Annotated in this window: 23 protein-coding genes; 17 read left to right on the forward strand and 6 right to left on the reverse strand. The window is 67.9% G+C overall.

Annotated elements, in window-relative coordinates; all coding sequences use genetic code 11:
- From AC5RWT_RS08240 to AC5RWT_RS08260, 5 genes are all read left to right on the forward strand, one after another.
- On the forward strand, positions 1 to 1073 hold a 1073-nt coding region (locus tag AC5RWT_RS08240), incomplete at its 5' end, for a DUF5129 domain-containing protein (RefSeq protein WP_494079856.1).
- A gap of 85 nt (positions 1074 to 1158) precedes the next feature.
- Positions 1159 to 1503 (forward strand): ArsR/SmtB family transcription factor, encoded by a 345-nt coding sequence (locus AC5RWT_RS08245; protein ID WP_494079857.1) that lies wholly within the window; start codon positions 1159 to 1161, stop codon positions 1501 to 1503.
- Positions 1496 to 1951, forward strand: a complete 456-nt coding sequence (locus AC5RWT_RS08250; protein ID WP_494079858.1) for an SRPBCC family protein — start codon at positions 1496 to 1498, stop codon at positions 1949 to 1951. Before AC5RWT_RS08245 ends, AC5RWT_RS08250 begins: the two co-directional genes overlap by 8 nt.
- A 228-nt stretch (positions 1952 to 2179) precedes the next feature.
- A complete protein-coding gene (locus tag AC5RWT_RS08255) occupies positions 2180 to 2473 on the forward strand; it encodes a hypothetical protein (protein WP_494079859.1) in 294 nt (97 codons plus the stop codon).
- Between the two features lie 326 nt (positions 2474 to 2799).
- Positions 2800 to 4851: a purple acid phosphatase family protein gene (locus tag AC5RWT_RS08260; RefSeq protein WP_494079860.1), complete on the forward strand. Its 2052-nt coding sequence runs from the start codon at positions 2800 to 2802 to the stop codon at positions 4849 to 4851.
- Between the two features lie 92 nt (positions 4852 to 4943).
- Here AC5RWT_RS08260 and AC5RWT_RS08265 read toward each other — a convergent pair whose 3' ends face one another.
- The 4 genes from AC5RWT_RS08265 to AC5RWT_RS08280 all read right to left on the reverse strand — a co-directional run bounded on the left by AC5RWT_RS08265 (position 4944) and on the right by AC5RWT_RS08280 (position 8829).
- On the reverse strand, positions 4944 to 5729 hold the full coding sequence (locus tag AC5RWT_RS08265; protein ID WP_494079861.1) for an isocitrate lyase/PEP mutase family protein: 786 nt from the start codon (positions 5727 to 5729) through the stop codon (positions 4944 to 4946).
- Positions 5730 to 5832: 103 nt separating this feature from the next.
- Positions 5833 to 6780 carry an ABC transporter permease gene (locus AC5RWT_RS08270; protein ID WP_494079862.1) on the reverse strand — a complete coding sequence of 316 codons (948 nt, stop codon included), beginning with the start codon at positions 6778 to 6780 and terminating at the stop codon, positions 5833 to 5835.
- The gene (locus AC5RWT_RS08275) at positions 6770 to 7735 is read right to left on the reverse strand and encodes an ABC transporter ATP-binding protein (protein ID WP_494079863.1); all 966 of its coding nucleotides are present in this window, start codon (positions 7733 to 7735) and stop codon (positions 6770 to 6772) included. Before AC5RWT_RS08275 ends, AC5RWT_RS08270 begins: the two co-directional genes overlap by 11 nt.
- Entirely contained in the window at positions 7732 to 8829 is a 1098-nt protein-coding gene (locus AC5RWT_RS08280; RefSeq protein ID WP_494079864.1) for a LolA family protein, read from the reverse strand. The genes AC5RWT_RS08275 and AC5RWT_RS08280 overlap by 4 nt, the downstream gene beginning before the upstream one ends.
- A gap of 282 nt (positions 8830 to 9111) precedes the next feature.
- On the opposite strand from AC5RWT_RS08280, the gene AC5RWT_RS08285 reads away from it, so the two are divergent.
- The gene (locus AC5RWT_RS08285; protein WP_494043484.1) at positions 9112 to 10254 is read left to right on the forward strand and encodes an acyl-CoA dehydrogenase family protein; all 1143 of its coding nucleotides are present in this window, start codon (positions 9112 to 9114) and stop codon (positions 10252 to 10254) included.
- Between the two features lie 26 nt (positions 10255 to 10280).
- On the opposite strand, the gene hrpB is transcribed toward AC5RWT_RS08285, so the two are convergent.
- Complete coding sequence (hrpB, locus tag AC5RWT_RS08290) at positions 10281 to 13010, reverse strand: ATP-dependent helicase HrpB (protein WP_494079865.1); 2730 nt, start codon at positions 13008 to 13010, stop codon at positions 10281 to 10283.
- A gap of 83 nt (positions 13011 to 13093) precedes the next feature.
- Here hrpB and AC5RWT_RS08295 point away from each other — a divergent pair, with 83 nt between their 5' ends.
- The 3 genes from AC5RWT_RS08295 to AC5RWT_RS08305 all read left to right on the forward strand — a co-directional run bounded on the left by AC5RWT_RS08295 (position 13094) and on the right by AC5RWT_RS08305 (position 15220).
- Entirely contained in the window at positions 13094 to 13510 is a 417-nt protein-coding gene (locus AC5RWT_RS08295; protein ID WP_494079866.1) for a ChaB family protein, read from the forward strand.
- A 55-nt stretch (positions 13511 to 13565) separates the two neighbouring features.
- Positions 13566 to 14498, forward strand: coding sequence for a hypothetical protein (locus tag AC5RWT_RS08300; protein ID WP_494079867.1), 933 nt, complete (start codon positions 13566 to 13568; stop codon positions 14496 to 14498).
- Between the two features lie 116 nt (positions 14499 to 14614).
- Positions 14615 to 15220, forward strand: coding sequence for an isochorismatase family protein (locus AC5RWT_RS08305; RefSeq protein WP_494079868.1), 606 nt, complete (start codon positions 14615 to 14617; stop codon positions 15218 to 15220).
- Positions 15221 to 15234: 14 nt separating this feature from the next.
- On the opposite strand, the gene AC5RWT_RS08310 is transcribed toward AC5RWT_RS08305, so the two are convergent.
- Positions 15235 to 15726, reverse strand: a complete 492-nt coding sequence (locus AC5RWT_RS08310; protein WP_494079869.1) for a DUF2127 domain-containing protein — start codon at positions 15724 to 15726, stop codon at positions 15235 to 15237.
- 42 nt (positions 15727 to 15768) lie between these two features.
- On the opposite strand from AC5RWT_RS08310, the gene AC5RWT_RS08315 reads away from it, so the two are divergent.
- The 8 genes from AC5RWT_RS08315 (at position 15769) to AC5RWT_RS08350 (ending at position 24216) form a co-directional block, all read left to right on the forward strand.
- Positions 15769 to 16359: a helix-turn-helix domain-containing protein gene (locus AC5RWT_RS08315; protein WP_494042925.1), complete on the forward strand. Its 591-nt coding sequence runs from the start codon at positions 15769 to 15771 to the stop codon at positions 16357 to 16359.
- Positions 16360 to 16572: 213 nt separating this feature from the next.
- Entirely contained in the window at positions 16573 to 17880 is a 1308-nt protein-coding gene (locus AC5RWT_RS08320) for an ABC transporter substrate-binding protein (RefSeq protein ID WP_494079870.1), read from the forward strand.
- Entirely contained in the window at positions 17877 to 18740 is an 864-nt protein-coding gene (locus tag AC5RWT_RS08325) for an ABC transporter ATP-binding protein (RefSeq protein WP_494079871.1), read from the forward strand. The genes AC5RWT_RS08320 and AC5RWT_RS08325 overlap by 4 nt, the downstream gene beginning before the upstream one ends.
- Positions 18737 to 19465, forward strand: coding sequence for an ABC transporter ATP-binding protein (locus AC5RWT_RS08330; RefSeq protein WP_494079872.1), 729 nt, complete (start codon positions 18737 to 18739; stop codon positions 19463 to 19465). The genes AC5RWT_RS08325 and AC5RWT_RS08330 overlap by 4 nt, the downstream gene beginning before the upstream one ends.
- A 7-nt stretch (positions 19466 to 19472) precedes the next feature.
- Positions 19473 to 20339 carry a branched-chain amino acid ABC transporter permease gene (locus AC5RWT_RS08335; protein ID WP_494079873.1) on the forward strand — a complete coding sequence of 289 codons (867 nt, stop codon included), beginning with the start codon at positions 19473 to 19475 and terminating at the stop codon, positions 20337 to 20339.
- Between the two features lie 3 nt (positions 20340 to 20342).
- The gene (locus AC5RWT_RS08340; RefSeq protein ID WP_494079874.1) at positions 20343 to 21440 is read left to right on the forward strand and encodes a branched-chain amino acid ABC transporter permease; all 1098 of its coding nucleotides are present in this window, start codon (positions 20343 to 20345) and stop codon (positions 21438 to 21440) included.
- A 138-nt stretch (positions 21441 to 21578) separates the two neighbouring features.
- Positions 21579 to 22694 carry an NAD(P)-dependent alcohol dehydrogenase gene (locus tag AC5RWT_RS08345; RefSeq protein WP_494079875.1) on the forward strand — a complete coding sequence of 372 codons (1116 nt, stop codon included), beginning with the start codon at positions 21579 to 21581 and terminating at the stop codon, positions 22692 to 22694.
- Positions 22695 to 22758: 64 nt separating this feature from the next.
- The gene (locus AC5RWT_RS08350; RefSeq protein ID WP_494079876.1) at positions 22759 to 24216 is read left to right on the forward strand and encodes an aldehyde dehydrogenase family protein; all 1458 of its coding nucleotides are present in this window, start codon (positions 22759 to 22761) and stop codon (positions 24214 to 24216) included.
- Positions 24217 to 24305 lie beyond the last annotated feature (89 nt).

Consider the following 24305-nt stretch of genomic DNA (forward strand, 5'->3'; position numbering starts at 1 on the left):
CGCTTGAACAGCGCGAGGACATCCAGGAGGCTACCAAGGAACTGTTCCGCGATGCCCAGTGGACGGACGGAACAATCGCCGGCATCCAGCGCGGCGCGGAGTTGATCAACCGCCCGTGGTACCGTTCCGGGGTTTTCATTGGCAGCGTCTGGGCGGCGGGCATCGCCGTCGTCGGGTTCTTTGGAGTCCGTTTTGGTGTGCGTCGGCAGAATCTGCTCAGAGCCCGTCGCGAGATAGAACGCGGGGACCGCAGCTTCTCCAGCGTCTCCATGGACCTCGACGCCACGGAGGTCAACGCGAACACCATTCCCCCGGCGTCGGAATACGGTTCGCGGGTGCTGGAAATATACCGCGGCTTCATGACCGCCTATACCGAGGCCAGTACGCTCAACGACAGGGTTCACGCCCTGACCGACCAGGAGCTGAAGTCACGCAAGAACGTCAAGATTGCCGCGGAGTACGCACGCATTGCGACCGAGCTGGACGATCTGGACGACGTCATCGCCGACACCAACACGTTCCTGAACGTGGCCTCCGGGTGGGAGCGTGCCTGGGACCGGCAGCTGGCGCCCTTGCGCGAGGATCTGGACGGCGTCGATTCGCTGATCGAGGAGGGGCCAAAGACCGCCCGGTCCTCGGCAACGGCTGCTGCCCTGCGCTCCTTCCGCGACCGCACGCTGGAGGATCTGGAAGACTGGGCCGCTCGCCTCGCCGACGGGAGGATTACTCCGGACGCCGCCCTGCGTTTGGTACAGGGCAGCCGGAGCGAATTCACCGGCTTGCTCAAGGCCCACGCGGACACGGTGATTGACGCCTATGCCAAGACGTCGTCCGAGAAGGACAAGATGCGCGAGGAGATGGACGACGAACTCCGCAGCGGCGACCGTCGGTCCTCCCCCACCATCCTCGACACCGTGTACCCGCCGTACATGTTCTACTCCGCGTATGCCTTCAACGCCGGCTACAGTTCGGCGCAAAGCAGCGTCGATTCTTCACGCAGCAGCGGCAGCACCACTGGTTATGGCAACAGCGGCGGGAGCTTCAGCGGATCGGGCAGTTCGTCCAGATTCTAGAACTCCCGTCCGAGCAGCTTGAGCTCTTGACGACCCGGCAGACGTGAGTATATTTAAGGAATAACTTACATAAGGAGTTGCTTACATGGCAGGGGGTCAGGATCAGCTAAGCCTGGTCTTTGCCGCGCTGGCGGATCCCACGCGCAGGGCCATCCTGTCCCGATTGCGGCAAGGTTCGGCCACTGCCGGCGAACTCGCGGAACCGTTCCAGATCAGCCGGCCCGCTGTTTCACAGCATCTACGGGTGCTGGAAAAGGCCGGCCTGATCGAACGGACCGCCACCGCGCAGTGGCGTAATTGCACCCTCCGCACCGAACCTTTGGACGACGTTTCGGCCTGGATCGACCACCACCGAGGTCTCTGGAACGAGCGCTTTGATTTGTTGGACGAGCGGCTCCGCGAACTCAAGGAGAAGGCCAAAAATGACTGAGCAAACCGCTACACAAGACAAGCAGTTCACCATCACCCGGATTTTCGACGCACCCCGCGAGAGCATCTGGCGCGCTTGGACCGACCCGGACGAAGCCGCCCGTTGGTGGCACCCCCGCGAAGTCGCCAGCCCGCGCGAGTTCGTCCGAATCGACGCGCACGTCGGCGGGACCTACGAATACAAGATGATCGCTCCCGACGGCAGCGAATATCCCACGGCCGGGCAGTACCTTGAAGTGGTGGAACCGGAACGACTCGTTTTCACCTGGGCTTCGCCCGGTGACCGGGTTGAAAATTCGCCCGTCATCACTGTGCAGCTGGCCGAGCTTGAAGGCGGCCGCACCGAGATGACCTTCCACCTCCGCGGCATTGCTGGCTTCGCCGGAGATAACAATGTCTTCGACGGTTGGAGCGAGGCGCTGGACATCCTCGCGGAGCAGCTCGGCTGACTCCTAGACGGCGCCCATGACGACGGCGGCGTCCGGCTTAGGTCGGACGCCGCCCACCATGCAGCGGGTTTCCGGTTCTTAAACCAAGGGGTCTTCTGAGCAGACTGGCTCGGCCTCGCCGATGTAACGATCCGTCAACGGAACGTCGGGCAAAATTTGTTGGGCTTTTTTCGACCATTTTCGAGAAAACCGGTTTACTCTAGGCCGCAGGGGATTTACCGAACAGCCATGGGGGCAATCATGCGGGAAAAGCAGGAACGGCGCGACGACAATTCATCCGAAACGATGGAGCGGATGGGTCCAAAGCCCCTGCACGGGATGGGCAGGGACATCGGCATGCCGAACCTGGCCGCCGCCCAAATACCCGGGCCGGGAACCGCACATGTTGTGGCGGGCGAGGACCGACGGCTGCCAGACGATGCAGCGGATCCGATGGAGCAAGCAGGCCATCTCGAACAGCCGCGCCGGAGCCGCAGCTGGATTCCGTGGAGCCGCGGAACCGGCCGTCACCGCCTGGCGTAAACGGGACGGAACCCGGCCGAACAGGCGGGACTCCAGTCAACGGATAGGTTCCGCACGCCACCGGTGAAGCTAAGCCAGTGGTGAGCGCCAAGGACCGCGCATTTTCTGCCGTGATGCGAGGCCGGGCGGGCCCGCCGCCGTCTGTTTCGTTGTGCAGTGGTGCGCTGTTGCTGCGCATCATCAATGCGTAATCGTTGCATTCCTATCCGTCAGCCGCGGTTCACCCGGGGTTCAGTCCCATTCCATCAAAGCCACTCCCCGTGCTCCTAGAGTCCAACGGTGGGGCCCAGCAAAGTGTCCCGCTCGCAAACTCAACAGGAGACTTGATGAAGAACCGTAAGGTGCTCACGCGCTGCGCCGCGGCATCACTGGGGCTGGCGGTCGTTGTGGGTCCGATGGCTTCTGCCACGGCATCGCCGATCGACGGGACCGCCGATTCCACTGCCACCGTCCTGAACATCGGAGCCAACGAGTCCGAACGCAATCTCGTCTGGTACTCCAGTTCCTCCAACCCGCAGGCCGCCCGCATCGCGGTCAAGGGCAACGAAACCAGCACCACCCGCACGGTCACGCCGACCAAGTCCGGTGCAGCCCAGGCCGAAGGGCAGACGTACCACCAAGCCACATTCACCGATCTGGCCCCCGCAACCACCTACACCTACCAAGTTGGTTCGGACACCGACGGCTGGTCCGAAAGTTACGAATTCTCCACGCAGACCGATGGCGACTTCGATTTCCTCGTGTTCGGCGACCCGCAGATCGGTTCCGGCGGCGGCCTGCCCACGGACGGCGGCGCCTGGCAGAATACGCTGACGACGTCGACCTCGAAATTCCCCGGGGCGGACTTCCTGCTGTCCGTCGGCGACCAAGTGAACACCGACGACGACGAGGCCGAGTACGCCGATTTCCTGGCGCCCGACCAGCTGCGCGAAAACGCCCTGGCCACGAACGTCGGCAACCACGACGTCGGCCCCAGCTACGGTGAGTACTTCTTCATGCCTAACTCCGACGCGGTAGCCGGTGCCCAGCACCCGGGCCTGGGCAACTACTGGTACGTCTACAACGATGTGCTGTTCCTGTCCCTGAACTCGAATGTCCGGGACAACCAGCAGCACTTCGACTGGATGAAACAGGTCATAGCCGAGCACGGCCAGGACGCCAGGTGGAAGGTCGCCACCTGGCACCATGCCCTCTACTCGACTGCTTCGCATTCCACCGACAGCGACGTCGAGGCGCGCCGCGCGGACATGCCGCTGGAGATGTCGAAGCTGGACATCGATCTGGTCCTCTCCGGCCACGACCACGTCTACACCCGCTCGCACCTGCTGCACAGCGGCCACGCGGTCGGCGACCTGTCCGCGCCGAGCAAGCTGGAGAAGTTCCCGGGCGAGGTGCTCTACATGAGCCACAACTCCTCCACCGGCTCCAAGTACTACCAGGTCACCGGCATGGACTACCCGTTCAACGCCATCACGAGCCAGGAGCGCACCCCCAGCTACACGCACGTGGAGGTAACGGACGAGTCCCTGCGCGCCGTCACCTACCAGGTAGCGGACGGCAAGGTCCTGGACGACGTCACGCTCTCCGATGCACCCGAGGGCGCCACGCCGAACCCCGTTCCGGACTACCCGGCGGAGACCGTGTTCGAACCCGAGCCTGTCTTCGACGAGCCGATCGCACCGGTGGTCGACGAAGCAACCGGCGAGGTGACCGCGCAGGCGCGCATCCTGACCGGCAACGACGACGTCGAGCAGTACGTCGCGACGGGCGAGCTGTACCTGGACTCCTCTGACCTTGAAGTCACCGAAGAGAGCCCGGGCGAGGCCGACACCGAACAGCAGGTCATCGGCCTGCGCTACGACCGGTTGGCCATTCCGGCCGGTGCCAAGATCACCTCGGCACACCTGCAGTTCACCACCGATGAGCCCAAGAAGTCCGCTGACCCGTTCAACGTGGCGATCGCCGTCGAGAATTCAGCAGACTCCCTGCCGTTCACGGAGGAGGACAACAACCTCTCCTCGCGGAGCTTCCTGGACACCACCGTGGAATGGAAGGACATCCCGCTCTGGACCCTGGCGCAGGAAGCCGGCCTCGACCAGCGCACCCCTGACCTGTCCGCACTGATCCAGTCGATCGTCGACGGCGAAGGCTGGGAAGAGGGCAATGCGCTCACGCTGGCGCTGTCCGGCACCGGCAATCGGACCGCCGAGGCCTACGAGGGCGGTTCCGGTGCCGAGGCCCCGATCCTGTGGGTCGCCTACGAAATGCCGGCCGAGGTGGGGAAGAAGCGCGGCAAGTCGACCGACGCCCCGGGCCACAATAAGGACACCATGCATGACCGCGGCCGCTCCCATCTGGCCCCAGGCCACAACAAGTAAGTCGCTGCAGCAGGCAAACTGACCGGCCCTGCCAGTCGCGCAGAAGCGCCGTCCTCCCACCGGAGGGCGGCGCTTCTGTCCCCGCCGGGTGGTCAGGCCGTCGGGTGTTGGCTGAAAGCCTCGAGGCGCGACTGCATCTCCCAGTAGGAGGTGGCGGACGGCACCTGCCCGCCGTCGCGGAGGACAGTGGCTATGTTGACGGCCGCGTCCACGGCTGCGCGGTATGGCAGGGACCCCGAACTCACCCGCCGGATTCCCAGTTTCCCCAGCTCGGCAACAGTCAGCGAGGGATGCGCCAGCACGTTGACCGGCAAGCTGATCCCTGCGGTGATGCTCCGGATGTCCTCAGGGTCTGCAAGTCCAGGGACGAAGATTCCGTCGGCCCCAGCGTCAGCGTAGGCATGAGCCCGGAGCAGGACGGCATCCACGGTTGCTTGCTCGGCAAACCAGAAGTTGTCTGCCCGCGCGTTGACGAACACATCCGGGGTGCGTTGTTTAATGGCTGCGACCTTGGCGGCCAGGACTGACGGCTCCACCAGGTGCCCAGCCTTGCTGTCCTCGATGTTGATCCCGGCCACGCCGTGGGCCGCCAGTTCCGCCACAAAGCCGGCAACCTCGTCCGGGTCGTCCGAGTAGCCGTCTTCGACGTCCGCGGTGACGTGGACCGGCAACCGAACCAGCTGCGCCACGAGGACCGCCGTCGCCGTCTTGCTGGACCCGCCGCCGTCGGGCAGTCCGGCGCTGGCCGCGACGCCAAAACTGGTGGTGCCGACGGCGGGGAACCCTGCCGACGCAAAGGCCAGGGCCGAGCCCACGTCCCACGCGTTCGGCAGCAGCAGCGGCGTGCCAGTGTGGTGCAGTTCCAGAAAAGTGGCCATGTCAGTCCATCCCGGGCCATCCGTATAAGGGTGAGTTCTCCGTCATCCTACAAGCGCGGCCGGAGCGCGCAAGCGGGCCGGCAAGGCAGGAGCCCATGCCTGATCAGGACAGCACGTCCTTGGTGCTGAAGCGGCCGTAGGCGAGGGCGCAGAAGACTGCGATGTAGCCGCCCTGCAGGAGGGCGTTGGCGCCGAAGGCATCCCAGGAGATGGGCTGGCGGAGCAGGTCGGCGAAGTCGAGCCAGTGGTGGGTGAAAAGCCAGGGATGCAGCCAGTCGAGCTGCGGCAGGGCGCCGACGATCTGGGTGACGACGGCGAGCACCGCCGTCGTCGCCATCGCCCCGACGGGGACTTCGGTGAGGGTGGAGATGAAGAGGCCGATGGCGGCCAGGCCGGCCAGCGACAAGGCGACGTAGGCGGCAACGAGCAGCAGCCGGACCAGGGATTCGCCGACGCCGACGGTGTCGCCGGACAGCAGGGTCACCGGCCCGGTGCCGAAGAGGACGGTGCCGATGAGCGCGCCGGCCACCACGATGGCGAGCGCAGCCGCGATGCAGAAGACGACGGCCGCACCGTACTTGACCGCCAGCAGCCGGAGCCGGCCGGCGGGGGCGGTGAGCAGGTAGCGCAGCGTGCCGTGGCCGGCCTCGCCGGCGATGGTGTCGCCGGCCACCACGCTGACGGTCAGCGGCAGGAACAACGGGATGGAAACCACCAGGCCGGTCAGCGCGACGAACAAGCCGTTCTGCGTGATCTGGTTCAGGAACGGCGGGCCGCCGCCAGGCCCTCCTTCGTCGGCAGCGAGCCGGACGACCACGGCAATGAGCACCGGGACGGCGGCCAGGGCCAGCAGCATGGCCCAGGTCCGAAGCCGCCGGAACAGCACGCTGAGTTCGGAGCCGAAGAGCGCCCATCCGGCCGATCGCTTGCCGGCAAGGGCGGTCGTTGATGGGCCGGGGCTTCCCTCCGAACCACCGTGGAGCTCGGTGATGCGGGGACCCGCCTGCTCGTTGGCGGCCGCCGCGGGAACGGGCTGTGCGTTACTGGACAACGTAGAACCCCTCCCCCGTCAGTTCCACGTACCGGTCCTCCAGGCTGCCCGCCTCCACCACGAACCCGCGGATCCTCACTCCGTCCGCCACCAGCGCGGCGGCGATGTCCTCGGGCAGCAGCTCGGGACGGTTCATCGGGGTGGAGACGTGCCCGTCGAGTGCCGCTTCAGCCGCTTCGGGGTCCAGGCCGAGCCGGCGCAGCACGCCGCGGGCGGCCTCGGCGTCGGGGGTCTGAATGCTCAGGTGGGTCAGGCCCACGCGGCGCAGTTCGTCCAGGGTCCCCTGCGCCACCAGCTTGCCCGCGCGCATCACGGCGGCGTGGCTGCAGATCTGTTCCACCTCCGAGAGCAGGTGGCTGGAGACGAACACCGTGGTTCCTTCGCCGGCCAGCGAGCGCACCAGGCTGCGGACCTCGCGGGTGCCCTGCGGATCCAGCCCGTTGGTGGGCTCGTCCAGCACCAGCAGTTGGCGCGGCATCAGCAACGCGTTGGCGATGCCCAGCCGCTGTTTCATGCCCAGCGAATACGCCCGTACCTTCTTGTTGGCCGCGTGCGTCAGCCCGACCCGCTCGAGCGCCTCGCCGATCCGGCGGCGGCGCGTTGCTGCCGGGGCGTACCGGTCAGCGGTGTCCAGCCGGTGCAGGTTCGCGGCGCCGGAGAGGAAGGGGTAGAACGCCGGGCCTTCGATCAGTGCGCCGACCTGCGGAAGCACGCTCCGCAACGACGCAGGCATGTCCTGCCCGAAGATCCGGACGCTCCCGCTGGTGGCACCGGCCAGCCCGAGCATCAAGCGGATGGTGGTGGTTTTCCCGGAGCCGTTCGGGCCCAGGAAGCCGAAGACCGAGCCGTGCGGAACGGCCAGGTCAAGGGAGTCGACGGCGGTCTGCCGGCCGAAGCGTTTGGTCAGTCCGGAGGTTTCGATGGCCAGCGCGGCGGAGGTGCCGCTGCCGTTCACCGGCCCTCCGCGGCTGCCTGCAACTGCTCCAGCGGGACGGAGCCGGCGAAAACGCGGCCGTCGTCGGTCAAATAGACGTTGACCAGTGACGAGGAGATCAACCGGCCGCCGGCCACGGCTTCGGTGGCCTGTGCCAGCAGCGGAGAATCAGCCCAGCCCTTTGGCAGGGCCGCCGCGGGGACTTCCGTCACCGTCTCCCAGCCGGAACCATGCTTGGTGACCTGATCCCCAACGCCTGCACCGCCGTCGTTGTTGCCTTTGTGCTGCGGCATCTTCGCGTCCGGGCTGTGCTGCGGCACCGCGTGCTCAGTCACGGTGGCGCCGGCCGGCGGAGTGAAGTCGAACAGCCCGGCATCCGGCGCTCCCAGGCTCAGTTTGGCGTAGCCCAGCTGGAACGCCGGCTCCTGCTGTCCGCGCGCCTGGACTTGCACGTTCAGCGGCAGGCCGGTCTCGGCATCGATGGCCACCACCATGGAACCCACCAGCGTTTCGGTGCTGTTGGGCTCCACCACCAACTGGTACGCGCCGCGGCCGGCGACCGAGGTGTCGTCGCCGACGGACACCTTGGATTCCGGGGTGATGCTCTGCAGCAGGTGGTTGGCGAGCTGCTCTGGCGTGTAGGCCTCGGCTTGCGGTGAGGCGCCGCCGTCGGATTTGTCCCCTGTGCCGGTGGGCAGGGTCAGGTGGACGGCCTCGTTCTTCTTGGAGTCGTAGAACCAAGCCTGGGTGCCGTTGCGGATCAGATCGCGCTCGGCAAAGCGGTCGAAAACCTGCAGCCGGGCCCGGTCCGGCCCATCCCGGTAGATGCGCGCGGTGTGGGAGCCGGTGAGCAGCGCGAGCGCGTCGGCCACTTGGCCACCCTCGCCCGAGGGCTTGTCTTGGGGCAGTTCGGGGAGCCCCAGCGCGGAATCCTGTTCCACGGTACCGGACAGTGCGCGGACGTCGCTTCCGGCCGCCATTTCCAGCAACTGCTGCGGTGTTTTGTCCGGCAAATCGGTTGCGGCGTTGGCCTGCAGCGAACCGGCGAGCACGCCGCCGGCAATCACGGCAGGCACGACGGCGGCGGGCAGCCACCGTTTCCAGGTCCGGGCCATGGCACATCACCTTCCGATGCTGAAGGGCTCGGTCCCAGACTACGCCCGCCGGAGGCCGCGGTCACTGGTCAAGGCACCCGGACCTCTGGACCGCGCTCCGCCGACTAGGACGCGCGGCCAACATCGTGATGCGCATGTGCTTGTACCTGCCGGGGCCCCGTGTTGTAGTTGACGCACGCAATGACATACGGATACTCCGCGGCGCGGCGGCGAACCCACCGACGCTGCGGACATCCTGAAGCCGGCCAACACCCAGGCCGGCAGCCGGAGGGGTGAGTGACGATGGTTGTGCAGCGCTTGTTGCCAACGGAGGAAGCGCAGGACCTGCTCGAGCTGGTGCGCGACATCGCCGCCCGCGAATTGATGCCGCAGGCCGCCGCCGCCGAAGAAGCCGAACGGTTCCCGCGCGAGGTCTTCCGGACGCTGGGGGAAGCCGGGCTGCTCAGCCTTCCGTACCCGGAAGAGTACGGCGGAGGCAGCCAGCCGGCCGAAGTCTACCTGCAGGTCCTCGAGGAACTCGGCGCGGCCTGGAGCAGTGTGGCCGTCGGCGTCAGCGTGCATGCCCTTTCCTGCTTCCCGCTGGTGCACTTCGGCAGCGATACGCAGCGCAAGACCTGGCTGCCGGACATGCTCTCGGGCGAGACCCTGGGCGCCTACTGCCTCTCCGAAGCGCACGCCGGCTCCGATCCGGCGGCGATGCGGACCCGGGCCGTGCGGCACGGCGACGGCTATCTGATCCGGGGCGCGAAGGCCTGGACCACGCATGCCGGCCAGGCCGACTTCTATACGGTCATGGCCAGGACCTCCGACGATCCGCGGCGCGGGGTCTCCTGCTTTTTGGTGCCGTCCGACGCCGCCGGGCTGACTGCCGCGCCGCCGGAACACAAGATGGGCCTGACCGGCTCCACCACGGCCACCATGCATTTCGACGACGTGCATGTTGCCGCCGACCGGATGATCGGCGAGGAAGGCCAAGGCCTGGCCATCGCCTTCGCCGCGCTCGATTCCGGCCGGCTGGGGATTGCCGCGGTGGCCACCGGCCTGGCACAGGCCGCGCTGGACCTGGCGGCGTCCTACGCCAACGAACGGGAAGCGTTCGGCAAGCGGCTGATCGAGCACGAGGGGCTGGCCTTCCTGCTCGCCGACATGGCCGTGGAAACGGAGACCGCGCGTGCCGTGTACCTGTCCGCCGCCCGGTTGAAGGACGCCGGCCTGCCGTACGGCCGGGAGGCCTCGATCGCCAAACTGGTGGCGACCGACAACGCCATGAGCGTGACCACCAATGCCGTGCAGGTGCTGGGCGGGGCCGGCTACACCCGGGACTTCCCGGCCGAGCGGTACATGCGCGAGGCGAAGGTGATGCAGATCTTCGAAGGCACCAACCAGATCCAGCGGCTGCTCATCTCCCGCCAACTCACGCGTTAACCCCGCGGCCCTCTCCCCTCCTCCGGCTACATCCGGTTCTTGGTCCGGGCGGTGGCCGGGGCGGTCCACGGGTCCTCCGGCCACGGATGCTTCGGGTACCGGCCGCGCATTTCGGCGCGCACCTGCGCATACGGGCCGGACCAGAACGACGCCAGGTCGTCGGTCACGGCCAGCGGCCTGCCGGCGGGCGAGAGCAGGTGGAACAGCACCGGAACCCGCCCGTTCACCAGCCGGGGCGTATCCGCCCAGCCGAAGCATTCCTGCAGTTTCACCGCCACCACCGGGCGGCCGGCGCCATCCGGTGCCGGATAGTCGATCCGCACCCGCGAGCCGCTGGGCACCTGGAGACGCTCCGGCGCCAAGTCATCGAACCGGGCTGCTTCGGGCCAGGGCAGCAGCCGGCGCAGCGGCTCGGCCAGGTTGACCGCCGCAGCCGGCTTGCCGCCGGCCAGCGCCTCCAGTTCCGGCGAGAGCCAGTCGGCAAGCCGGGCCAGCAGCGCCGATTCCGCGACATCGGGCCACGGCTCCCCCAGCTCGCGGTGCAGCAGCGCCAGCCGGCGGCGCAGTGCCTCGGCCGGTTCCGACCAGCCGATGATGCCCAGACCGCCGGACTCCAGCGCGCGCGCCACTGCTTCCCGGCCTTCGGCGGCCGAGGGTTTGACCGGCGTCGAGGACAACACAATCGCCCCCAGCCAGCGCTCGCGGCGGGCCGCCACCCTGCCCGCGTCGAACCGCGCTTCCACCCGGTCGGTCAGCAGCGTTCCCGCGGCGGCTTCCGCCGTGCCCGCCTCCAGCGGGGCCGCGGCACGGATCACCGCCCCGGTCCCGGCGGCATCGCGGCCCTGCGCCCTGGACACTTCGGCCACGGCCAGCCATTCATGGCCGGACAGCGGGCTGCCCGCGGGCAAGCCGGCGCGGGTACCGGACGCCAGCAGGTAGGTCTGGCCGGTACCTCCGGTGACGCGGCGGGCGACCCGTTCGGGGAAGGCCAGCGCAACAATATGTCCCGCCGTTTCCGCCGGGCCTGCCGGGCTGCGGAAAGGCACGACGGCGGTGCCCTCCTGCCGCGCGATCTCCGCCAGCCGCCGCGCCTCCTCGCGCCAGCGCCGGGCTGCCGGGTCGCCCCGGCCAGCCGCGCGGAGCGACGCCAGCAGTTTGGCCAGGTCGGCACCGGGTGCGCGTTGGTCCCCGGCCACCAGCGCCACCACGTCGGCGGCGATCTGCGGCCCGGCGACCGCCGCGCCGTCCAACAGCGCCCGGCCCAGCCGCGGGTCGGCCGGAACCCGGGACAGGGTCCGGCCCAGCTCGGTGGCCCGGCCGTCGTCGTCGATGGCGCCCAGATCGTGCAGGGTGCGCAGCGCATCCGCCATCGCCGCGGCCGGCGGCGCGTCCGGAAGCCGCAGCCCCTCGCCGCCGGGGGCACCCCAGCAGGCCAGCACCAGGGCGGCCGCGGTGAGGTCGGCGACGGCGATCTCCGGCGTGGGATGGGCCGGGGCGGCGCCGAAGGTCTTTTGGTCGCAGCAGCGCACAACGGTGCCCGGCCCCTGGCGGGCCGCGCGGCCGGCACGCTGGTCGGCGGAGGCCCGCGAGGCGGAGACCGTGACCAACCCGGACATGCCGCGGGCTGCATCCCGGCGCGGTTCCCGCGACAAACCGGAGTCGACGACCAGCCGCACTCCGGGCACGGTGAGCGAGGACTCGGCCAGCGAGGTGGAAACGATGACGCGCGGCGGCCCGCCCGGTTCCCTGCCGGAGACGGCACGGTCCTGCGTGGTGGCATCGGCCTGGCCGTGCAGTTCCAGCACCTCGGTGTCCCGGATCCTGGCCGCTTCGGGGCCGGGGCGGCCGCCGGCGCTTCTGATCTTGTCCCGGATCAGCGCTGCCACCTGCTGCACTTCCCATGCTCCGGGAACGAAGACCAGGGCGTCCACGGTGGGATCACCGGCGAGCGCTTGGGCATGGGCGGCGGCCGCGGTGGAGGAAACATGGTCCAGGAAGCCGCGCGTCACGCCTCGCTCTTCCAGCCGCGGTCCGGCCGCCGGCGCCCACCGCACCTCCATGGGGTGCAGTGCGGAAGGGCAGTCGACCACCGGGGCCGGCCCATCGCCGTCGTGCGCGCCGATGAGGGAGGCGAACCTCGGAGCATCCAGAGTCGCTGACATCGCCACCAGCGTGAGGTCCGTGCGCAGCTGGCGCACCTCGCCGAGCATGCCCAGCAGCAGGTCGGTTTCCAGCCCGCGCTCGTGCACTTCGTCCAGGATCACGGCGTCCGTTCCCTCCAGCCCGGGGTCGGAGAGCAGCCGGCGCAGCAGGATCCCCGGCGTGACGAACTCGACCAGGGTCTGCGCACCGGCCTGGCGCTCGCCGCGGACCGTGTAGCCGACGCGGCCGCCCAACTTGCTGCCGTCGAGGAAGGCCAGCCGCCGCGCGGCCGAACGCGCCGCGACCCGGCGAGGCTGGGTGACCACGACGCGCGGCCGGCGGTCGGCTGCCGTCCCGGCGGCCAGATTGGCCACCAGCGGCGGCACGAGCGTGGTCTTGCCCGTGCCCGGCGGGGCCTGCACGACGGCGGTGCCGCCTTGGGCGGGCTCCGTTGCGGAAGTGCCGGGCGGGGAAACGGCCGCACCCGCCGTCAGCGCCGCGGCTAAATCATTCAGGGACCGGGCGAAGACCAATCCCGCGCCGATGGCCTGCAGATCGAACGGCCGGTACTGGCTGCGCGGAGGTTCCGTGGTGCGGGAGGCTGGCTGGGTCACCCTTCCATTGTGCCGGGCCGGGGAACTGTGCCACGTTGGAGGTGGAAGCGTGAACAACTCCTTGGTGAAGGGACGTGGTCCGGATGCCGAAGACAACCAAGAGCGGGAAGCCGAAGCAGAGCGAGCTGCCGAGCACGCTGCAGCGTTCGGGCAAGAAGGCGCAGGAAACGTTCGCCGAGGCCCACGACTCGGCCGCCGAAACGTACGGCGACGAGGAACGCGCGCACCGCGTGGCCTACAGCGCGCTCAAGCACACGCATGAAAAAGTGGGCGATCACTGGGAGCCGAAGGATAAGTACGGCCCCTCGGACAAGCAGGCCCAGGGCGGCAAGAACACCTCGAGGGAGACCAAGGGAGGAGTGGACGAAAACGCCTCCAAGGAGCACCTCTACGAGCTGGCGAAAAAGCTCGACGTTCCCGGCCGGTCGAAGATGGACAAGTCCGAACTGGTCGAGGCGCTGCGCAAGGCCAACGACAGGGAGACTCGGAAATCCCGGTAGGCAACTGCGCCGTGCCTGAAAGGCGCCGGGGGCAGGTCCGATTAGGCTAGGCCGCATGGACCTGGAGAGCGCGGCGCGGGAGCTATATGCGCTGCTGCCCGGTGAGTTCACCGCTGCCCGCAACGCGAAAGCCAAGGAAGCCGCGCAGGACGGAGACAAGGCTCTGGCAGCCCGGTTGCGCGGCCTGCCAAAACCGACGGCGGCCGCGTGGCTGCTCAACATGATGGCGCGCCACCGCCGCGACGAGATCGACGGGGTCATCGAACTGGGGGCGGCGATGAGCCAGGCGCAGCAGGAACTGGACCCCGGTCAGATGCGGACGCTGGGCGATCAGCGCCGCGGGCTTCTGTCCGCCATGGCTTTGAGCGGCCGCCAGTTGGCCGACGAACTGGGCCATCCAGTCAGCCAGGCCGTCGCCACCGAAGTGGAGCAGACGCTGCGGGCCGCGATGTCCGACCCACTAGCGGGGGCTGCGCTGGCCAGCGGCCTGCTCACCGAGTCGTTCTCTTCGACCGGGCTGGACCCGGTGGACTTGGACGGGATCGTCGCCGTGCCGGAAGCCGTCGGCTCGCCCGCGGCGCCCGCTCCCCCGCCCCGCCGCAGCGCAAAGACTCCGGCACGGGACGAGCTCGCCGAACGCCGGGCGACCCGGGCAGCCCGCGCCGCCAAACAGGAAGCCGAGGAGGCGGAGCGGCGGCGCCTTGCGGCACGTGCCGAGGTGGAGAAGGCCGAGCAGCGCAAAGCTGACGCCGAGGCCAAAGAACAGAAAGTCTTGGACAAGCTGGACCAACTGCAGAACCGCCGCGACGCACTCGCCGGCGAACTGTCTGAACTGAAACAGCGCATCGAGGATCTGAAGCGTGAGGTAGCTTCCACGGACCGGAAGATCGAAGCGGCCGAGGAAGATCTGGTGTCTGCTGCCAAGACCGCCGACCGGACGCGGAAAGCCGCCGCCGCCGCACGGCGGGAGTTGGACGTGCAGGCGTAGCCCCTGCCGTCGCCCTCCCCGTCACACACTGCCGGCCGCACCGTGCGGGCCATGTAACCTAGGTCTCAAGTCCAGTCAGCTGCCGCACGCCGGCCAGAACCTCACCAGGGGGCACCATGTGGAGTATTGATCCGGCCAGGTCCGCGCTGCTGGTGATCGATATGCAGAACGACTTTGTGCTGGAAGGCGCGCCGATGGAGGTGCCGATGGCACGCAAGCGGCTGCCCGAGATGGTGACCGCCGTCGCCGCTTGCCGGCAGGCCGCCATCCCGGTGATCTACACCAGGCACGTGCTGCTGGACTCGTTCGATGTGTCGCCATTGGAGACCACCTACAACCAGCGGCTGCAGACGGTGGGCATGCGCCGCGGAACCAACGGCGTGGAAGTTGTCGAGGAACTGAAGCCCGAAGGCGACGACTACGTGCTGGACAAGCACCGTTACGACGCGTTCCACAACACTCCGCTCAAGAGCGTGTTGGCCACCATCCGCGGGCTAAACAAGGTGGACACGGTGATCATCGTCGGCACGCTGACCGAAGTTTGCTGCGAATCCACTGCCCGAAGCGCCTACATGAACGACTACAAAGTGGCGTTCCTGTCGGACGCTACCGGGGGCCGGTCCGAGGCAGCCCAAGCCGCCACGCTGGACGCCGTCGGGACGTTTTTCGGCCGGGTGCTGAGCATCGCTGACATGGAACGGGAAATCGGCACCACGGCGTAGCGCGCTGCTGGCGCTCAGGCGAAGCGGCGTTCCCGCTGGCGGCGGTATTCGTGCAAGGTCAGCACCGCGACCAGTGCGTCGAAGACGGTCAGGGCAACCAGGCCCAGCGTGGGCGAGACCGCGAGCTCGTAGAGCTGGTAGCCGATAAACGCCAGCAGGACCCCGATCATCCACGGATAGGCCCAGAGCTTATTCAGCAGCACGGCCGTCACCAGCACGACCTTCACCGCACCGTGCACCAGCAGGTAGACGGCCGCGTAGGCTATCGCGCTGCCGGTCAAGCTGCCGGACGCATGCAGCAAATGGGTGGCAATGAAGTCCTTCGGGTCTTCGGCGAGCTCGGGCTGGGTCAGCCGCAGGACAAGACTGTGGATCTGGGCTGGATCTGCCACCAGCAGCAGCAGGCCGCCGATGATTTCGACTGCACCGTCCAGTCCCTTGAGGATCACCCCGGCGATGAACAGCCAGTCCCACCAGTCCTTATCCTCACGCCTCAGCAGGCTCACAGTGTGAATGTACAGCTTTCATGCGTAGTGCAGAATGTTTCCATGAGTGAGCTTTTGGAGCACCTGGCTGCCAACGTCCGCCGGCTGCGCGATGTCCATGGGATGTCGCTGTCCCAGCTGGGCGAAAAGTCAGGCGTGGCCAAGGGAACCCTGTTCAAGGTGGAGCGGGCCCAAACGAACGCTAATATCGAGACTCTGCAGGCGATCGCGCAGACCTTCGACATCCATGTCACCGAACTGCTGTCGCCGCCGCAGGCCCCCGCCGTTGAAATCATGCTGGACGGCGAAGGCGAGGAAATCACCGATGAAGCCGCCGTCGGCCGTGTGTTGCGCCGCCAGTTGGTCGGCGCCGGAACGGTGGAAATCCATGCCAAGACATTCCACCACGGAAAAATACAACTATCCGTCTCGCACGGTCCGGGCACGCGCGAGCATGTGTTCATTCGGACCGGCTCCATCCGCCTGGGACCTATTGGACAGGAAGTACTGGTCCACGCCGGCACCTACGTCACCTACCTTGCCGACCAGTCCCACCGCTGGCAGGCGGAGGGCGGCGACTGCACCCTGTGGATCGTGCACACCTTCCCCCGGACCACGGCGCTGAAAGAAGTTCCGCCACCAGACAACGGCTGAGCTTTCGACAGTCCCCGTCCGGGTCCCGCCCCCTGAAATGGCCCGTCAGCGTCGTGACGCGAATGTGATCCAGACCATTTGACGCTAGGGTGATCTGCACCATATCTTGGGTGTGGCCGGTGTTCATTCAAGAATGGTTCTTGTTCATTCGACGGCTACGCCGGGTCGTGTCCGGCACCCCCGTTCAAGCTCTGTGCGTCAAAGGAGACCTGTATGTCCAAAACGATCGTTGGCGGCATGGACCGCCGCCAGTTGCTCAAGGTCCTGGGCCTGAGCGCCGCCGCCATCGGCGGCGCCTCCACGCTCACGGCCTGTGGCGGCCTCAAAGGTTCGGGCGGCGGCTCCAGCGACGTACTGAAGATCGGTTTCGTCAGCCCACAGACCGGCCCGCTGGCCAGCTTTGCCAGCGCGGACAAATACGTGGTCCAGCAGGTCCAGAAGGCGCTGGCCAATGGCTTCAAGGCCGGCGGATCCACCCGGAAGATCGAAATCGTCGTCAAGGACACTCAGTCCAGTTCCACCCGGGCCACCGCGGTGACCAAGGAACTGATCACCCAGGACCAGGTGGACATTGTGGTGGGCTCCGGCACACCGGACACCACCAACCCGGTCGCCGATCAGTGTGAAGCGTCCGGCATTCCGAACATCACCACGATCGCCCCGTGGGAGGCGTGGTTCCACGGCCGCGGCGGCGTCTCCGGCGAGGGCTTCAAGTACACCACCCTGTTCTTCTTCGGCATGCAGGAATTCGCCGACTGCTTCGTCCCGATGTGGAAGCGGATGGACGTGGCGAACCAGAACGTTGCGGCCCTGTGGCCGGACGATACGGACGCCAACGCCTTCCGCAAGGGCCTGACCCCGCTGGCCGAGGCCCAGGGCTTCAAGATGGTCGACGGCGGCGCCTACCAGAACGGGGCCAGCGACTTCAGCTCGCAGATTGCCAAGTTCAAGGGCGCCGACGCGGAGCTTTTCACCTGCACGCCGATTCCGCCGGACTTCCAGACCTTCTGGAAGCAGGCCGCGCAGCAGGACTACCGGCCGAAGCTGGCCACCGTGGCCAAGGTGATGCTGTTCCCGTCGGAGGCCGAGGCACTGGGCAAGCTCTCCAACAACATCGCCACCGACATCTGGTGGAGCCCGTTCCACCCGTACAAGTCCTCCTTGGACGGCACTACCGCAAAGCAGCTCGGAGATGGGTTCGCCGAGGAAACCGGCAACCAGTGGACCCAGGCGCTGGGCTCTGTCTACTCCTTGTTCGAGCTGGCGGTGGAAGGCTTCAAGCAAGCCAGCGATCCGAAGGACCGCGACGATGTGGCGGACAAGCTGCGCAACATGAACACCGTGGGTATGTCCGGCCCGCTGGACTTCACCAAGGGACCCGAGCCGGGCATCGCCATACAGCACCCGGTGGGCGGCCAGTGGCGCAAGGGCACCAAGTTCGACTGGGACATCACCATTGTGGACAACACCCCCAACCCGGACGTCCCCGTCGGCGGCGACCTGGAGGCGACCAACGCGTGACCGCTTTGCTCCAATTGTCCGGACTGGACAAGCGCTTCGGCCAGGTAGTAGTGGCCGAAGCGCTTGACCTCACCGTTGCGGAAGGCGAGTCCGTAGGCATCGTCGGCCCCAACGGTGCCGGCAAATCCTCGCTGTTCGCGATGGTCTCCGGGGACCTCAAGCCCGACGCCGGCCGGGTCGCCTTCGACGGCGAGAATGTCACCTCCCGCCCGGCGCACCAACGCTGCCGGGCCGGCATCGGCCGCACCTACCAGGTGCCGCGCCCCTTCGAGGGAATGACCGTTTTCGAGAACGTCTTGGTGGCGGCAGCCCAGGGCGGCGGCCTGCACGGCCGTACCGCGCAGCAGCAGGCCGCCGAGGTGCTGGCCGAATGCGGCCTGGCCGCCGCGGCGAACCAGCGCGCCGGCTCCCTGTCGCTGCTACAGCGCAAGCGGCTCGAAGTAGCTCGCGGGCTGGCCACCGACCCCAAGCTGCTGCTGCTGGACGAGGTCGCCGGCGGGTTGACCGAGCCCGAAGTGCTGGAACTGGTCGAGCTGATCGGCCGGGTCAAGGCCCGCGGCGTGGCAGTGGTCTGGATCGAACATGTGGTCCACGCCCTGGTGAAATCCGTGGACCGATTGCTCTGTTTGGCCGGCGGACGCTTCATCGCCGACGGCGACCCCGCCACCGTGCTGGCCGATCCGCAGGTGCTGGAACTGTACTTCGGTTCCGGCCCCGAGACCGTCACGGTTCTGGACGAGGAACCGGCCGGCAACGCGGCCGACGGCCAGACGCCGGCGTCGGAAGGCGGCGCAGCGGAAGGCTGCGAGCCGACGTCGGCTCGCGAGGCCGGCGACCCTGGAGAGGAGGCGGCGCGATGACGCTGCTGGAAGTTGAGAACCTGGACGTCCACCACGGCCAACTGCACGCCGTGCGCGGCTTCAGCCTGTCCGTGCAACCCGGTGCCACGGTGGCGGTGATCGGCGCCAACGGTGCCGGCAAGTCCACCCTGATGCGGGCCATCGCCGGATCGCACCCACCCACGGCCGGAACCATCCGGCTGAACGGCAAGGACATCACCGGGCTGCCCGCCCACCGCCGGGTGGCCCAGGGCATCTGCCTGGTGCCCGAAGGCCGCCGGCTGTTCAAGTCGCTGACCGTGCAGGAAAACCTGGAAACCGGCGCCTACCGTGCCGGCACCGGCCCGTGGAACGTGGACGCGGTGATGGACCTGTTCCCCTGGATGCGCGAACGCTCCCGGCAGAACTCCGCCTCGCTCTCCGGCGGCCAGCAGCAGGCCGTCGCCATCGGCCGGGCCCTGGTGGCCAACCCCCGGGTGCTGCTGATCGACGAACTCTCCCTCGGCCTGGCCCCGTCCGTGGTCAAGCAGATGTACGCGCTCCTGCCACAGATCGTCGAGCGCGGCACCGCCGTGCTGCTGGTCGAACAGGACGTCTCCCAGGCCCTGGCCGCCGCCGACCTGGTGCATTGCCTGCTCGAGGGCCGCACCGTGCTCTCCGGCCGCCCGCACGATCTGACCCCCGCCCAGGTGGAACAGGCCTACTTCGGCTTGGCCCATGCCGGCGGCGGCACGGAAGGAAACTGACTACCCCATGGATCTGCTCAATACCCTGGTGCAGGGGCTGATGCTCGGCGGCCTCTACGCCCTGTTCGCCGCCGGCCTGTCCATCATGTTCGGCGTCATGCGCATGGTGAACCTGGCCCACGGCGACCTGGCCGTGGTCGCCGCCTATCTGGTCCTGGTGCTCCTGGGCGGCACCATGTTCCCGCTCTGGCTGGTCGTGCTGATCACCCTGCCCCTCTTCGCGATGATCGGCTACGGCATCCACCGCAGCCTGTTCAGCCGCAGCCTCAAGGCCGGCCCGCTCTCCACCCTGCTGGTCACGTTCGGGCTCTCCATCATCATCCAGAACGCGCTGCTGCAAGGCTTCTCCGCGGACACGCGCACCATCGACATGGGCGCCCTGAACACCGGCGCGTTCCACCTCAACAACCAGCTCTCCATCTCCTACCTGGGCCTGCTCACCCTGGTCCTGGCCGTGGTGGTGATCGCCGGCGTGCAGCTCTTCCTCTCCCGCACCCGGACCGGCAAAATGATGCGCGCGGTCTCCGACGACGCCGACACCGCCTCGCTGGTCGGCGCCAACTCCAAGCACCTGTACGCGATCGCCACCGCCATCGCGTTCGGCACGGTGGCACTGGCCGGCATCATGTCCGGCGCACGGTCCTCCTTCGACCCGTCGCTGGGACCCACCCAGCTGATCTTCGCGTTTGAAGCCGTGGTCATCGGCGGACTCGGCTCGCTCTGGGGCACCTTGGCCGGCGGCGCCGTCCTCGGCCTGACCCAGGCCTTCGCCGCGCACCTGGACCCCTCCTTCACCATCCTGGCCGGACACCTGGTCTTCCTCGCCGTGCTCGCCTTCCGCCCGCAGGGCCTGATCCCGCAAAGGACGGTCTGACCCGTGGCACACACCACCCCGCCCACCAAACACAACCCCACCAAACCCGGCACGACGCCGGGACCGGCCGCCGCGGCCGGCGCTCCTCCCCTCACCGGTGCCCTGGTCACCCGCGCCGGGCGCGCCTCCAAGGCCAGCGCCGCAGTCCTGGCACTGGCCGTCATCGTCCTCGCCGCGCTGCCCTACATCGCGTTCGCCGGCACCACCAGCTCCATGGTCACCTTCTTCGTGCTGCTGATCATGGCCAGCATGTGGAACCTGCTCGCCGGCTTCGGCGGCATGGTCTCGATCGGCCAGCAGGCCTTCGTCGGCGTGGGCGCCTACACAGTCCTCGCCTTCGCCAACATGGGCATGAACCCGTTCGTCGCGCTGCCGCTGGCGGCCCTGACCTGCGCGGTATTCGCCATCCCCACGTCCTGGCTGGCCTTCCGCCTGCGCGGCGACTACTTCGCCGTCGGCACCTGGGTCATCGCCGAGGTCTACCGGCTCATCATCATCCGCTTCGACAACCTCGGCGGACCCTCCGGCATGTCCCTGCCCGGCCTGGCCGGCATCGACCCCGTGCTCCGCGGGGCACTGACCTACTGGGCTGCCCTCGCCCTGGCCGCCCTGACCATCCTGGGCTGCTACCTGCTCATGCGCGGCCGCACCGGACTGGCCCTGACCGCGGTGCGCGATGACGAAACAGCCGCCCGCGCCAACGGCGTCGACGTGACCTGGTCCAAACGCCTGGTCTATCTGGTCTCCGCCGCCGGCTGCGGCGCTGCCGGCGGCATCCTGATCATCGACTCGCTCAGCGTCCAACCCAACGCCATCTTCTCCGTCCAATGGTCCGCCTACATGATCTTCATCGTCATCATCGGCGGCATCGGCTACCTCGAAGGACCACTGCTGGGAGCCATCGTCTTCTACGCACTCCAACAACTGCTCGCCGGCTACGGCTCCTGGTACCTGATCATCCTCGGCGCCATCGGCGTCGCCGGAGCCATCTGGCTCCCCCGCGGCCTCTGGGGCACCATCACCAACAAAACCGGCATCCAACTCTTCCCCGTCGGCTACCGCCTCAACCAACCATGGACGACCCCGCCAACCCTGCGATAGACAGGGAACCCACCCAGCGGACACCGCCGAAACCGGGAGTCACCCACGGCGCCGCCACACCGGAAGGTTTGCACCGCCGTCGCCCGTTGGACTACTGATCGATGTATCAACAAAATCTCGCAGGGTTAGGAGCAGAACATGAGAATCAATGCGCTGGTAGTCGAGGAGAAGAACGCCCCGTTCGTGCCCGAGCAGCTGGAGTTGGATGCGCCCGGGCCGGGCGAAGTGCTGGTGAAGGTGGCCGCCGTCGGGCTGTGCCACACGGACCTGATCACCCAGGCCGGGGACATGCCGCTGCCACTGCCGGGCGTGCTGGGCCATGAAGGCTCCGGCGTGGTGGAGGCGATCGGCGCCGGCGTAACCAACGTTGCCGTGGGCGACCACGTGATCATGGGCTGGCCGTACTGCGGCGAGTGCAAGAACTGCCTGCGCGGCGAGCACCGCTACTGCCTGCGGCTGGGTGAGGCACTGGTCAGCGGCAGCCGGTTCAAGGGGCCGGACGCGAGGACGTCCGCGTACACGCGGGCCGACGGCAGCCAGATTTCCGGCCACTTCTTCGGGCAGTCCTCCTTCGCGGACTATTCGCTGGCGCTGGCAACGTCGCTGGTGAAGGTGGATCAGGACATTCCGTTGGAGCTGGTGGGACCGCTGGCCTGCGGCATCACCACCGGCGCGGGCGCGGTCTTTAACACGGCCAAGCCGGAGCCGGGCCAGTCGCTGGTGGTCTACGGCGCGGGTGCGGTGGGCCTGGCAGCCGTCATGGCCGCGAAGAACACGCCGGCGGCCACCATCATCGCCATTGACCTGCACGATTCGCGGCTGGAACTGGCGCGCGAGCTCGGTGCCACGCACACCATCAACTCGGGCCAGACCAATCCGCTGGAGGAGATCCAACGGATTTGCGGCGGCCCGGCCGACTACGTGCTGGAGTGCACCGGAAACATCAAGGTGCTGGAGGAAGCCGCCGAGGCGGTGGGCATGCTGGGCACGCTGATCCTGATCGGCGGGGCGCCCGCAGAGGCGCGGTTCTCGGTAGACCACCTTCGCACGCTCTGGGGCAAGCGCATCATCGGCACGCTGGGCGGTTCCAGCACCTCCGCACAGCTGATCCCCGGCCTGATCGCGCTGTACAAGGTCGGCCGGTTCCCGTTCGACAAGCTGGTGAAGTACTACAACTTCGACCAGATCGACACTGCCGTCGCCGACTCCACCTCGGGCGGCACCATCAAGGCCGTGCTGAAAACGACCTCCTGACGTATGCCCTTGGCCCGCCGCGCGGCGGCCGAAACGAACCTACCCATCATTGAAAGGACGGGACATGTCCCTGCTTGATGCCTCCCTGTGGGAGGGCAAGATCTACCTCAACGGCTGGCGCGACGGCGGTGCCGGCACTGCTGCCTCCGTGGAACCGGCCACCGGCGACACGCTGGGCACCTACGGCGTAGCCTCGGTCGAGGACGTGCACGAGGCAGCGGCCGTTGCCGCCGCCGCGCAGAAGGAATGGGCCGCCCGCCAACCCGAAGAACGCGCCGCGGTGCTGCGCCGCGCCGGCGCGCTCTGGGAAGAACACGCCGAGGAGATCCAGTCCTGGATCGTCCGCGAATCCGGCGGCATCGGCCCCAAGGCCGGGCTGGAAACCCACATCGCAGCCAACGAATGCTACGAAGCCGCCGCGCTGCCCTCGCTGCCGGCCGGCGACGTGCTGACCTCCAACGAGGACCGCTGGTCCTTCGCCCGCCGCCGCCCGGTCGGCGTGGTCAGCGTGATCGCGCCGTTCAACTTCCCGCTGATCCTTTCCATCCGCGCGGTCGCCCCGGCGCTGGCACTGTGCAACGCGGTGCTGCTCAAGCCCGACCCCCGCACCGCCGTCTGCGGCGGCGTGACCCTGATGCGCATCTTCGAGGAAGCCGGCCTGCCCGCCGGACTGCTGTCCCTGCTGCCCGGCGGCGCGGACATCGGCGCCGCCGTGGTCGAGGCCCCCGAGGTCCGGGTCATCTCCTTCACCGGCTCCACCGCCGCCGGCCGGAAGATCGGCGAATCCGCCGCCCGCAACCTCAAGCGCGCCCACCTGGAACTGGGCGGAAACAACGCCATGATCGTGCTGCCCGGCGCCGACCTGGCCAAGGCCGCGTCCGCCGCCGCGTTCGGCTCGTTCATGCACCAGGGCCAGATCTGCATGACCACCGGCCGGCACATCGTCCACGAAGACATCTACGAGGACTACGTCGCCGCGCTAGCCGAAAAGGCCAAGAACCTGCCCGTCGGCGACCCGAAGACCGGCGCCGTCGCCCTCGGCCCGATCATCGACGAGAACCAGCTCAAGCGCATCGACTCCATCGTGCAGGACGCGGTCGCCGCCGGAGCCCGACTGGCCGCCGGCGGCACCAACGAGGGCCCGTTCTACTCCCCCACCGTGCTCGCCGACCTCGACCCGGAGAACACCGCCTGGAAGGACGAAATCTTCGGCCCGGTCGCCCCGGTGATCAAGTTTTCCACCATCGACGAAGCCGTGGAACTGGCCAACGCCAACGAGTACGGGCTCTCGCTGTCCATCCTCGGCGACGTCGGACTGGCCATGCAGGTCGCCGACCGGGTGGACTCCGGCAAGGTCCACATCAACGAACAAACCGTCTCCGACGAAGCCAACGCCCCGTTCGGCGGCACCAAGAACTCCGGCAACGGCTCCCGGATCGGCGGCCACCAGGCCAACATGGAATCCTTCACCGAAACCCAGTGGCTCACCGTCCGCCCGGAAATCGCCAACTACCCGTTCTAATCCCGACGGTCGGCGCTGTAGCTCGCCAGCCTGACCGTCTCACGCTGTACCTGGCCGACTGACGTCCGCCATCACGACGCCGGTGCCAA

Source organism: Arthrobacter sp. Dra40, assembly GCF_059091905.1.